Raw genomic sequence first — 13405 nt, forward strand, 5'->3', positions numbered from 1 at the left:
GATTGGCCGAAGGCCAGTCGGAGGTGCAGACCGTGGTGGCTGCAAACCAGGCGCTGAAGCTCACGCGGTATGGCGGCGACAAGCTGATCGTGGGCAAGGGGCTGTACAGCTACAGCAGCGAGTTGTATGTGGAGCGCCTGATCAATGGCGTGGTCAGCAACGGGGCCGATGCGGTGACGGTGAATCTGCGTTGCGTGGCAGCGCAGATATGCGAGACGCCTGCGACGGTGACGATTCCTGCGGGGCAAAGCTATGCGTACATCAGCGTGAGCGGCTTGGATGCTGGCTCAACCCAGATCGAAGCTTCTGCTGCAGGCATGGATCCCGTCTATCTCAACGCGGAAACCGTGGCGCCGACGCTGCGCCTTCAGTCCGCTCCTGCCTCTTTGGCAGAGGGGCAGAGGGCGGCCTATATCTCTGTCTCTGCTGAAGTCCCCGGGGCCTACTGGTCAACGAACCAATACCCGTTAGCCCCCCTGACCATCACCTTCACCAGCTCCGTCCCCTCCGTAGGCACGATCACCGACAGCGTCACCTGGAATGCCAACTCGGGCAACTCGGGCTACGCCACCTTCACTGCGGTCGCCCCCGGAACCACCCAGATCACGGCCAGCTCCCCCGGCTTCACGCCGGCGACCAGCGGCCCGATCACGGTGAACCCATAAGAAAGAGATGAGCATGCAACGCTCCCCATTTTTCCAGTGCGCACGCTTTACGCTTTCCGTGGTCGCATGGCACAAACCGCTGTCAGCGCTTCGGCGTCGTTCCGTTGCGGCCCTGGCCATCGCATTGGGCATGAGCACGGCCATTGCCGCCGACACGGCGCAACTGACCATTGCTGATGGCGTGATCGTCAAATTCGGCCAGGGCGCCGGCATCAGCGTGCGCAGCGGCCTGCAAACGGGATCTTCCGTGGTGCTGACCAGCAGCCACGATGACTCGCAGCTGGGTCCGGTGCAGGCGCAGGGGCCACAGTCCCGGGCGCCGCAGGCCGGCGATTGGCTGGGTGTGCTGGTGGCGCCTGAAGCCGCTCCCGCCAGCCTGAAGCTGGACGGCCTGGCCGTTCGCTATGCCGGAGGCACGGACGGCTTGCCCGGCCACATGGCAGGTGGGGCCGCTCTGGTACTGGCGGGTGCAGGCTACGGCTTCGAACGGCTGCAGTTCACGGACAACGCCGTGGGAATCCGGGTGGTCGGCAGCGGCAGTCCCCGCATCATGCGTTCGCGCATTGCTGGCAACGGCGTGGGCCTGCTGGCAGAGCAGGGCGCCACGCCGGCCATCGGTGAATCCGATATCTCGGGAAACAGCCAGTTCGGCATACGCAACACCAGCCCGGCCAGCACCGTCCAGGCCCAGGGCAACTGGTGGGGCCATGCCAGCGGCCCGCGCGATGCGGTGGCCAACCCTGCAGGCCAGGGCAATGCCGTCAGCACGGGAGTGGACTATGGCGCCTACCTGACGGCCGAGCCCGTACTGGCCTGCACCATCGTTCCCACGCAAGGCTATGCCACGCGCGTGCGTGCCGTGGAGCTGCGCCTTGACTGCCCGCAGGCCTCGCAATTCCGTCTGCAGGAAAGCGATCAGTTCGAAAGTGCTGCATGGCAGAGCATGACGGGCCACCCCATGCTGGCAAGCTACACGCTGTCCCTGGGGGCGGGGGACAAGATGATCCATGTGCAGTTCCGCACGGCACAGGGTGGCATCAACCAGTTCTCGCTGCCACAACCCATTGCATACGCACCTGAAGGTCCTCTGGTGCAGTTCGCCCAGCCGGCCGCTGGGGCCGTGCTGGAGCAGGACACGACCATCGCCATCAACGTGACCGATCCTGAAGGCGTGCAGCAGGTGGAAATCCTAGTGGATGGCCAGCGCCTGGCCCTGCTGACCGAAGCACCTTTCCAGACCACCTGGGCGCTGGCTGCCGTGCGCAACGGCAACTACACCCTGCAGGCCAGGGCCACCAATGGCATAGGCCTGAGCAACACGGTAACGCGCCCCGTGCAGGTGCAGAAAAAGGGTGGTCAAGGTCCGGTCATCACCGCCACTTTGGCAGGCACGGCGCTTGTGCCCGATGCGACCATTTCCGCCGCAGGCGAATTGGCCGTGTCCGCACAAAGCCCCATCGGCATTGCCAACGTCAAGGCCACCATCAACGGCCTGCAGATCTTCGAGCGCAGCGGCGACGCCAGCAGTTCCTTCAGCCACAGCCAGTTCATCGACTTTGCGCAACTGCCCAACGGCACGCACAGGTTCGGCATCACGGCCACCGACGTGGACGGGGTCGCAGCGGTACTGGACATCCCGTTCACGCTCAGCCTCAGCGCGCCGCCGGCTCCCGTCATCGCGCAGCCCGTCAACAACGCACAGGTGTCCACGCCGCAACTGGCCGTCTCCGGCACGGCCATGGCGGGCTCGCAGGTGCAGCTGTATCTGGGCGGTCAGGCCGTGGGCAGCCCGATGGCCGTGCCAGCCAATGGCAGCTTCTCCGGCAGCCTGACCCTGCCATCCGAAGGCGCGCACCGCATCGAGGCGACGGCCAGCAATGCGCGTGGCACCAGCCCCAGGAGCACGGCGGTTGCCGTGACTTATGCCATCGCGGCTCCGACGGTGAACTTCACCATGCCCGGCCAGGATGCCACCGTGGTCGGCAGCACGGCCGTAGGTGTCGCCGCCTCGGCACCGGACGGCATTGCCAAGGTCGATTTCTTCGCCAACGGCAGCCTGATCGGCTCGGCCACGCAGGCTCCGTACAGCATGCAGTGGGATACGTCGGGCGTGGCCAACGGTGCCTTCACGCTCAGGGCCGTGGCCACCAGCAAGGCAGGCAAGACCGGTGAAGCCACGCGCTCCGTCATCGTGAACAACAAGCCGCCCGAGCCCGAGCAGCCCAAGACACCCTACACGGGCACGGTCAGCTCCGTCAGCCCGGCGGTCTCGTACGGCGCGCAGCGCGTCGTCATAGCCGGTGCCGCCGTGTCACGCGCCAGCGGACAGCCCATGCCCAATGCAGCATTGCGCATGGTGCTGGACATCTCGGGCTTCAAGCGGCGCATAGGCATCGCCACCGACGACAGCGGCCAGTACCGCTACGAATTCGTGCCCACGGCCAATGACAACGGCACCTACATCGTCTCCGTCATCCATCCGGAAGAGACCACCACCACCGAGCAGGGGCGCTTCACCATCAACCGGCTGAGCTTCGACCTGGCCAGCTACCAGCTCACCGCGCCGCGCGGCTTTGCTGCCAGCATCACGGTCAACGCGCGTGCCAGCGCCGGCACAGGCGCCACCGGCGTGCGCTGGGCCGTGGTTCCGGCACAGCAGCCCAGCGGCAGCCTGCCGCCGGGCATCAGCGTGGAGCCGGGTGCGCCGGTCAACGTGGCCGCAGGCGCCTCGGTGCCCATGGTCATCCGCTTCACGGGCAGTGCATCGGCCGGGGAGACGGGCACCGTCGTGCTCACGGCCTACGCCAGCGAGACAGGGGATACGCCCCGGGGAAGCTTCACCATCCACTACCGGCTGGTGCAGGCCCTGCCCGAGCTGTTTGCCAACCCCACCTACATAGAAACCGGGGTACAGCAGGAAAAAACCGTCACGGAAGGCATCACCATCGGCAACCGTGGCCTGGTGGCGGCCCAGGACGTGAAGGTCCAGCTGGTGGACAAGGATGGCCGGGCCGCGCCTTCCTGGATCTTCCTGTCCAGCGCCAGCCACATCGGTGCCGTGGACGTGGGCGCCCAGGTGCCCATCCAGGTTACGGCAAGCCCCGGCAAGGACGTGGCCGACGGCATCTACAACTACCGACTGCAGATCACGGCCAGCAACCAGGGCACGGGCACCATTCCCGTCTCGGTGGCAGTCACGCAAAGCGGGCAGGGCGGGCTGAGCTTCCATGCCACCGACCTGTTCACGGAAACGCTGGACGCGGGCGGCAAGCCCATACCGGGCGTGGCCAACGTGCGCATCCGCCTGCAAAACGATGCCGTGCTCACCTATATGCGTACCCTCACCACGGACGCGCAGGGCAAGGCCGTGCTCACCGACCTGCCGCCCGGCACCTACACCTACCGCGCCAGCGGCCCGCGCCATGCCGACAGGTCGGGCCGCATCTTCGTGCGCCCGGGTGTCACCACCTCGGAGCGCGTGCACCTGCAGTACCAGACCATCAGCATCGACTTCAGCGTGACGGAAACCACCATCAAGGACGAGTACCAGATCACCCTGGAAGCCACCTTCCAGACCCAGGTGCCGGCACCCGTGGTGCTGCTGGAGCCCCTGTCCATCAACCTGCCCGAGCTGCAGGTGGGCGAGGAATTCACGGGCGAGCTGACGCTGACCAACTACGGCCTGATCCAGGCCGACAAGGTTGTCTTCACACCGCCGCAGTCCGACGAGTACTACCGCTACGAATTCCTGGCGGACATCCCCAAGACCCTGGCCGCCAAGCAGCGCGTGGTCATTCCCTACCGCATCACGGCCGTCAAGCTGCACCCGCGCAGCATGGGCTTCAGGCAGGCGCGCTCGGCGGAGATGGGGGCCGTGCAGAGCATCGTGGTGAATGCGCGCAATGCGGGCAGCTGCGCTGCCTATGCCATGTGGGCCATGGTGGAGTTGGCGTGGATCTGTGCGAATGGAGAAGAGGAATCGCGCTCGCTCTCTGCCACGTTCAATCGGCTTGTTGGAGGCGCGTGCGGGAACACCGGCATCGGAGGGATTGGCGGTACTGGAGGCCATGGCGTGGGTGGTGGCATTGGTGGCTGGGGCAGTGGCGGTACTGGTGGTGGCGGAACACCCATCGGCTTGACGCAGGGCTGCACGCCCTGGTGCCTTGGGGGTGGCTGCAGCTCTGAAGGCGGTGGCCCTGGAGGAGGGCGCGGCGGCAGTGGAGGCAGTTCAGGGGCTGGCGGCGGCCAAGGCGGTGGGATGGGCAACGGTCCCTTGTTGGGTGGCTATGGCGGCGGGTTTGGCGGTGGCTCCAAAGGTGGTGGAAACGGGTCGGGTGGAGCTGGAGGGGCTGGGGCAGGAGGGGATGGGGCAGGAGGGGATGGGGCAGGAGGGGATGGGGCAGGAGGGGATGGGGCAGGAGGGGATGGAGCAGGAGGGGATGGGGCAGGAGGGGACGGGGCAGGAGGAAACGGTTCTGACAGTGGGGGAGCAGGCGGTGACAGCCCTAGTGCGCCGGGGGACGGTGGAAAAAGGCCAGATGGCCCTCCCTCATGTAGGCGTTGACGTGGGTGGGCCTGCCAGCCGGCAGGCCGGTCCAGGGGCGCAGCGATCACAACGCTGTGCAGAGGTTTGGAGAGGGGCCCACCAGCGGCCCACAGGGAAGCGTAAACAAATGACCCAGGCACTGAAACATCTGATTGAAACAGCCCAATATCCAGACAAGTGCGCCGCAGCACGGCGGGCCTTGTCCTGGACTTCCAGGCACATCCTTGCCTGGGCGTTTGCCCTGCTGAGCCTGGCAGTTCTGCAGGCACAGGCAAGCGAGTATCCGTACATCAAGTGGCCCAACGGAGAATACCGGGAGGTCAACACCGATCTGCAGGTCAAGGTACTGGGCGGAAGCATCGACATCGCCCGCACCTGGACGCTCGGACGCTGGTGGCTCAACCCCGCATGGGCGCCGCTGGACTTCGAGTTGGATCCCCTGGGCAGGGAGGCCAAGACCATCCAGCGCGCCGGCACGCTGTATGAAAGAAGCGGCCAGTCTGGCCTGTTCATCGCCAAGGACCGAGTGAATGCGCCCACCTTCATCCGGCAGGTCAGCCGCAATGGTCAGGATGGCTGGCAGTGGTATGACCGCCGCGGCAACACCATCGACTATGACGCGCAGGGGCGTATTCAGGGTTATGCGGACTTCAACGGCATCCAGGTCCGGTTCAGCTACGACAGTACGTCCAGCATCCGCATTCTTGACCACCATGGGCAGGTCGCTTTCAAGCTCACCTTGGCCGATGGCCTTGTCACCAGCATCGAAGACCGTGCAGGCAGTACTGTCCGATATACCTGGGCTGGATCGGGCAGCGCCAAGCGCCTGACCGAAGTCCTTGATGCGAGGGGCAACCGCTGGACATACACCTATGACGGCAACGGCCAACTCACCAGCCGCACGGACCCGCTGGGGGGCAAGGTCATGGCCCAGTACAGTGCCAGTGCGCCAGCACCCGCTGCCCAGTTCACGCTGGGCAACCTGGGCATCACCCTGGATCCCACGGGAACCAGTGGCACCACGCAGAAACTGCAGACCAACTGGGGAGGCGGGCGTGTCGGCAGCTTCAGTGACCGCCAGGGCACCACAACGGGCTCGGTGCAATACCTCAGGGAATCGCGCAAATTCATCGCCACGCTGACCGATCCTCGTGGCAATCGCTTGGTGGTCCACTATGACAAGGACGGCCTGGAGTCGGGTCGCAGCCTCAATGACAAAACCATTCGGCAAAGAAGCTGGGATGGCAATTACACGGACAGGCTGGTGGACGAGCGCGGCAACACCCGCACCACCTATTGGGACTACAACCGGCGTCCGTTGAGGATTCGCCACTCTGATGGCAGCGAGGAAAGCTACACCTACGATCCCGTGCATGGCGAAACCACCAGCCATACCAATGAACTGGGTACCGTCACCGCCTGGCGGCATGACAGCAAGGGGCGTGCGTTACAGCGCATCGAAGCCCAGGGCACTGCGCTGGAGCGCATCACGGCATGGGAGTACGACGAGCAGGGGGAAATCGTCCGGCAGACCCTGGGCACAGGCGCCCAGGCCAGCGTCACCACCTATACCTACGACGGCAACGGCAACCGCAAAACGGCCACGGACGCGGAAGGCGGCGTTTGGAGCTACACGCACACCGTCACCGGGCAGATTGCAAGTGTCACCAACCCGTTGGGCCACACCACACGCCATGAATACGACAGCCATGGCAATCGCATCAAGACCGTCTATCCCTCGGGCCTGACATCATCGGCACGCTTCGATGCGTTAGGCAACGAAACCCAGAGCATGGATGGCGAGGGCCATGCCACCGTCGCTACCTATGACAGCCAAAGCCGCCTGGTCACCGCCACCAACGCCTTGGGCCACGCCTACCGCTATGAATACAACACCTATGGCGACATCGTTTCGCAGAACACGCCTACCGGTAATCGTCACGAACTGGGCTATGACAGCCTGGGCCGCGTCGCCAGCTACAAGAACCCTGCAGGCGACAGCTCCCAGTACGAATACGGCGCACTGGGCACTCCGCAGGCCAACCTGCTGCAAGCCATCAACTACCCAGGCGGCCTTGCCGAGCTGGGCCAGTATGACCAGCGGGGGCGTCGCACCTCCATCATCCGCAAGGCACGCAACGGCGAAAGCCTGACCCTGCACTACAGCCTTGACAGTGCAGGACAGACAGCCGCCATCACCAGCCCGGGCGGCAAGACAACCATCTATGAGCACGACGCACTGGGCCGCGTCGCTAAGTCCATCGACGCGAACGGCCAGGCCACCCAGATGGCCTACAACCTGCTGCATCAGATCACCCGCGTCACCGATGCCAACGGCAACGTGCATACCCGGCAATACGACCGGTTGGGCCGCCTGACCGAGGAAATGCGCCCGGAAGGTGGCAAAACCACCTATGCATACGATGCCGCGGGCTTTCTGATCAAAAAAACCAACGCGGCAGGAGATGTCAGCAACTACACCTACAACAGCGATGGCCTGCTGACCCTGCTCACCCGCACCAGCCCGCAGGCCGGGCAACCTGGCTTGAGCAGCAGCATCACCTACCGTTATGACAAGGCCGGCCGCCTTGCCGGCTACGAACAAAAGGATGGCATTGGCAAGCTCATCAGCCAGGCCGACTACAGCCGTGACGCCCTGGGCCGCATCAGTCAGGAGCAACTGATCTACGGTGACGGCGCCAACCGCGTCACCGCCACCCTGGCCCAGGGCTGGGATGCCGATGGCCGCAAAACCAGCCAGGGCTACCCCGACAGCAGCGCCGCTGCCTTCAGCTACGACAAGGGCCACCTGAAGGAGGCCACCCAGCCCGGCAGCACCGACAAGATCGCATGGACCGACTACCAGTGGATGCTGCCCACCAAGGTCCAGTACCCAGGCGCCAGCAGAAGCATCGCCTACGACGGCTTCTACAGAATCCAGGGCATCCAGGTCCAGGGAGCCTCTAACGCCAACCTCCTGACGCTGGGCTATCAATACGACGTCGAGAGCAGCATTACCCGCAAGACGCTGCAACTGGGCAGCGATATCAACGGCAGCGTTGACTACGCGTATGACGCACTGGATCGCCTGACACAGGCGCGCCCCAGCACCAGCCTGGCTGGCCTGGGCCTGCCCCAGGAGCAATACGGCTACGACGCCGTTCACAACCGCATCAGCAGCCTGCACCAGCCCGGTGAATGGCAATACGCCAGCGGCAACCGCTTGACTCAGCGAGGCCTGGGTACTGACCTCGTGCACTATGACTACACCGCCACAGGTCACATTCAGAGCGCCACGCGCAATGGCAGCGTCACCACCCACCTCTATGACGCCACAGAGCGCAGGGTCGCCGTGGAACAGGATGGGCAACTCATCGCGCGCTACCAGTACGACCCGTTTGGTCGGCGCATCAGCAAGACGTTGGGGGCGGGGCAGACCACGTGGTTTATCTACAGCGAGGAAGGACTGCTCGCAGAGTTAGATGCTGTGGGTAATACGATTAAAACCTATGGCTGGCAGCCTGATGCTGAGTGGGGTACTGAGCCGCTATGGCAAGCCGATCACGCCAGCGGCCAGAACTCCAGCAGCAGGACCTATCACTACCTGCACAACGACCACCTGAGCCTGCCTCAGGCAGCCAGCGATGCAACGGGCAGTTCATCCTGGCAGGCGTTGAGCGAGAGCTTTGGACACACGTTTGAGCTCAGCGGAAAACGCACGCGGATGAATCTGCGGTTTGCAGGGCAATATTTTGATGAAGAGACGGGAACGAATTATAACTATCAACGTGACTATAGTCCTGGATTGGGGCGGTATTTGCAGAATGATCCGATTGGGTTGGATGGTGGGGTAAATATATTTGTATATGTTGAGGCTAATCCTCTTAAATATTTTGATTTTAATGGTCTTGGAAAGGGGGAAAGAGGATATGGTAGAGGGCCAAATTCTACAGATAATCCTGGAAAGCATTGGAAAGACGATCCAAAGAAACCTGGGTGGGGTTGGCAGAAAGATCCTCAATCAGGAAAGCCTACATATAAAAAAAGGCCTCCATGGTTGCCGCCTATTAAAGGATTGGGGCCGTTGTTTTGTCCTCTTTGTGAGTATATGCCGCCGCCAGAGCCTCCGGTAGGTCCGGAGTTGTGTTGATATTCTATTGGGTATGTTTATGAATAGAGATAAACAAAAGAAGGCTATGAGAAAAAGATATTTGGCCAGAATTAATTTAGAGGCTGCATGTAATGCTCAAGATTCTGGGTGTCTAGACCATGCAATTGAATTGTACGCTTTGGCCGCAAAATTCGGATCTGTAGAGGCTATGGTTAATTTGGGCAATTTGTATAGTGATTCGCGTGGAAAAAAAAGAAATTTACTCGCAAAAAAATTATATAAAGATGCTTATAAAAAAGGCTGTGCTTACGGCGCAACAGCTCTTGGGTGTCAATATAGAATTGAGGGTGATTTGAATGCCGCTAGAATATGGTTTAAGCGCGCTTTGAAATATGGGGATTTGTGGGCTGGTGATTATCTGGTTGAAATATCTCCTCCCATTTCATCGAATTCATTTAAATGAATTTTGATTAATTGTTATTTGAAAATAATCTATAGGAACGGATGAGCTGCTCTGTTCTCGAAAAAATAGTGCAATAGAATTCATTGCGTGTATAAGATGGCCCGATTTTCTGACGCCTTAGCATGCCTCAGAGGGCAGCGATGCAACGATAGTTCCATTTTTGCAGGCCTTGAGCGAGAGCTTTGGGCACACGCTTTAGGGCAGCGGCAACCGCACGCGGATGAACCTGCGGTTTGCGGGGCAGTATTTTGATGAAGAGACAGGGACGCATTACAACCAGCAGCGGGACTATGCTCCAGGCTTGGGGCGCTACATTCAGCGTGATCCGATCGGGTTGAGCGGTGGGATCAATGTGTATGGATATGGCTATGGCAATCCGTCGGCCTATGCTGATCCGGATGGACTTGTTCCTCTTGCTCTGACGCCTTGTGTTACCAGTCCACAAGGAGCCATGGCATGCGCAGCCCTAATAGGAGCGACTGCAACTGCTGTTGCCAATGCCTGCTCGAATGCTGTAAGTACGATAAATGATTGGATGTTTTCGGATGGAGGGGGCGATGAAGGAAATAGATTTCCCGACCGTGATCTTCCAAGAGATCCGAAACACGGAACACCAATGCCTGATCCGGAGGCTGAGGGTAATCCACATACTCAACTTGGACAAAAAGATGGTCGTCGTGGCAGGTACGACCAAGCTCGTGAATTTGATAGCAATGGGAAACCGGTTAGAGACATAGATTTTACCGATCATGGGCGCGGTCATCCGAATCCGCATCAGCATGAATATGAACAGAATCCCAAGGGTGGAACCCTAAGTCGTGGCAAAAATCATAAACCAGTTTACTGAAGGATTTTTATGGAAAGTACGCTAAATGATTTCCCTATCACTGGAGAAGCATGTTGCAAAGTTATCTCTAAAGGATCTCATCCTTCTGAAATTTGGACTCTTAAAGACATTGAAACTATGTCAAATAGTGATGCTGGAAAACTGGCCTTTCTATGGCAAGAAACAAGAGGGAAGTCAATGGAGATTAGTACAAAGGAATTGTGCGATGCCTTGATTTTTGCATCACAAATTATTTGTTTGGATATAACTTCAACTGAAAATTCTTCTAAGCAATTATTTATAGAGGATGGTGAGTTAATAGAGCGGGATAATATTTGATGCAATAGATGCTAAGGATCATATAGAGATTTAATGGTGGGCCGACCATGCCAGCAGCCAGAACTCCAGCAGCAGGACCTACCACTACCTGCACAACGACCACCTGAGCACGCCCCAGGTCGCCAGCGATGCGACAGGGTGCTCAACGTGGCAGGCCATGAGCGAGAGCTTTGGGCACACGCTTTAGCGCAGCGGCAACCGCACGCGGATGAATCTGCGGTTTGCTGGACAGTATTTTGATGAAGAGGTGTGGACGCATTACAACTACTGCCGTGACTATCAGCCAAAGTTGGGGAGGTATATAGAAAGTGATCCATTTGGATTGAGTGGTGGCTTGAATTTGTTCGTATATGCGGAGCAAAGTCCGCTAGATGTTTATGACAATAATGGATTGGCTCCTAAATATGTAAAGCCTGATAATCCAAACAAGAGAAAACCGCCTGATCATAGAATTCCAAGTGGGGAAGAGAGCGTAATGTTGGACATGAAAATGCAGAAGAGCATTCTAGACAATCAAAAAAACAGCGAGGCTCTGGTGTGAAGGGGTCGCGCGGAGCGAGAGGCGTCGGAGGGTTACTTATTTGGGATATTGTTAATGACATATGTAATGAAAATCCAAGTGTTGGTGGTTGTGGTGTTATACAGCCGCCGCCTCCCATAGATCCTTGTTAAGTAGGGATTAAATTTGAAAGAAAAATCTTTTGACGAAGTGAATTCCATGCTTCTGAATGGGGAGGAGCGCGAGGTAAGGGGAATTTTGGTTGACCCTGATACTGGAAGAATCAAACGGGAGTATGCCTGGGATAGGAATCATGCTTGGTATTGTGTTGGTGATGCAGATTTTAAAATGGGAAAATACAAAGATGCTATAAAATCTTTTAGAAAAGCATATGGTTATGATTCGGACGATGTTCAATGCTTGCTGGCAATTGGAAACTGCTTTGATGCAATGAAAGAGCCAAAGAAGGCTGAAAATATTTTAAAAAAAGCTCTTGATATTGGTTTGAAGGGAAAAGTCAGGTCCGCCGTTATTTTTAATTTGGGAAATGCGTTGTTTGATCAAGAGAGGTTTGATGAGGCTATTGCTTATTATTTGGATGTAAAAAATAGGCGCGACGAAATTGGAAAAAAAGCTCGTAAAAATATCAAACTTATTCTTGATGACAAGAATGATTGAGTATTTCATACATAGATAAAAAATCTACCATCAAAACTAGGCTGCATCGCGCAGGATGGCCATAATGCAAGATAGTTAGATAATAATTTAGGCTACGCCGCAGGTGTCCAGCGCCGCAACAGGTCGTTCATCCATGCAGGCATTGAGCGAGAGCTTTGGGCACACGCTGGAGCGCAGCGGCAACCGTACGCGGATGAACCTGCGGTTCGCGGGGCAGTATTTTGATGAGGAGGCCGGGACTCATTACAACCAGCAGCGGTACTATGTCTCAAATGTTGGTAATTTCATTTATCAACTAGAAAATAAAAGAGGAAGATTGGATTGTGTGATCTGGACTGTTGTGACTACGTGGTCTATATCATGTGCATTGACAAGCGCTTTGATTTCTGAGGGAGTGGTTGCTCAAAAGGGTATTCGTACGGTTACACATTGGGGCCAATAGTCCTTATCGAGGAACTTCTTGGGGAACTGGATCAGGGTAGGTGGACCTGGACTTGGCTATCCTATGATCAGTGCTGTCACATCGCAAGTATCTGCAGCTTCTTTAAGTTGGCCTGCTGGTTGGGTGTTTGTAAAAGGATTGATAGGGCAGAGAATTCTCCGGTAAAATGAAAAAGAGATTGTTGGAATATGGATTATTTAATATGCGTGGTGATTTTTTTCTGGGGTCGCAATTGATTTGCTATCTTGTTTTTTGAATATAAGGAGGGTGATGTATGGTCGCGGCGCCTCCGGTTTGATAGGTGTTTCTCTGATATTATGTTACTTTTTACCACTTATTTACATTAAAAATCCTATAGTCACGAAATATTATTTTGTGGATTTTTTGATTCTATTTTTCGTACATATATTTCTTGTTATTATTATTCCAAGGGTTTACAAAGGCTACAAGGTTCGTTAGATTGATTGTGAATGCTGTAACATCGAATAATTCCAGTGAATAAAAGAGATTTGTGGATCAGGATCCTGTCTGGGGCCTTTTCTGACCGATCCACGCGTCATCTTCCTCTGCGCCTCAAAGTGCATTGATATGGTTTTTGACGATATGGACGTCGGCTTGTTTCTGGAGGGGGATTGCATGTGCTCCCCATGCAGGACTTTGGCGGGGATGGCGTGGTGAGTTCTGGCGTCGGTTTTGGGGGTAGTCTTTGCGTTGCCAGACAGTGGCCAGCGCCTTTAAGTGCTGTGTCGCCGCGTGACGATGACATGCTGCGCGCCCGCTTTGCCCGTCCCCAAAGCCGCGCTCCCCACACAGCTACAGTACAAACCCTAGAATCC

The 13405-nt window shown here is 57.8% G+C and carries 10 protein-coding genes; all 10 read left to right on the plus strand.

All coding sequences use genetic code 11. The annotated features are described in order from the left end of the window. Positions 1-665: carboxypeptidase-like regulatory domain-containing protein (locus IB269_RS00005; protein ID WP_192366127.1), on the plus strand; the 665-nt coding region annotated here is incomplete at its 5' end. Between the two features lie 130 nt (positions 666-795). Beyond that, positions 796-5229, plus strand: coding sequence for an Ig-like domain-containing protein (locus IB269_RS00010; RefSeq protein ID WP_225613923.1), 4434 nt, complete (start codon positions 796-798; stop codon positions 5227-5229). 109 nt (positions 5230-5338) lie between these two features. Then, the gene (locus IB269_RS00015) at positions 5339-9361 is read left to right on the plus strand and encodes an RHS repeat protein (RefSeq protein WP_192366129.1); all 4023 of its coding nucleotides are present in this window, start codon (positions 5339-5341) and stop codon (positions 9359-9361) included. A gap of 19 nt (positions 9362-9380) precedes the next feature. Further along, positions 9381-9785, plus strand: coding sequence for a sel1 repeat family protein (locus IB269_RS00020; RefSeq protein WP_192366131.1), 405 nt, complete (start codon positions 9381-9383; stop codon positions 9783-9785). Positions 9786-10005: 220 nt separating this feature from the next. Next, entirely contained in the window at positions 10006-10632 is a 627-nt protein-coding gene (locus tag IB269_RS28970) for an RHS repeat-associated core domain-containing protein (RefSeq protein WP_225613924.1), read from the plus strand. 9 nt (positions 10633-10641) lie between these two features. Further along, entirely contained in the window at positions 10642-10950 is a 309-nt protein-coding gene (locus IB269_RS00030) for a hypothetical protein (protein ID WP_192366133.1), read from the plus strand. A gap of 88 nt (positions 10951-11038) precedes the next feature. Further along, positions 11039-11137: a hypothetical protein gene (locus tag IB269_RS29285; RefSeq protein WP_192366892.1), complete on the plus strand. Its 99-nt coding sequence runs from the start codon at positions 11039-11041 to the stop codon at positions 11135-11137. A gap of 21 nt (positions 11138-11158) precedes the next feature. Further along, entirely contained in the window at positions 11159-11491 is a 333-nt protein-coding gene (locus IB269_RS00040; protein WP_192366134.1) for an RHS repeat domain-containing protein, read from the plus strand. 144 nt (positions 11492-11635) lie between these two features. Then, positions 11636-12127, plus strand: coding sequence for a tetratricopeptide repeat protein (locus IB269_RS00045; RefSeq protein WP_192366135.1), 492 nt, complete (start codon positions 11636-11638; stop codon positions 12125-12127). Positions 12128-12260: 133 nt separating this feature from the next. Next, complete coding sequence (locus IB269_RS29290) at positions 12261-12569, plus strand: RHS repeat-associated core domain-containing protein (protein ID WP_192366136.1); 309 nt, start codon at positions 12261-12263, stop codon at positions 12567-12569. The last annotated feature ends 836 nt before the right edge of the window (positions 12570-13405 follow it).

Source organism: Delftia sp. DLF01 (genome assembly GCF_014852125.1).
Taxonomy (GTDB): Bacteria; Pseudomonadota; Gammaproteobacteria; order Burkholderiales; family Burkholderiaceae_C; genus Comamonas; species Comamonas acidovorans.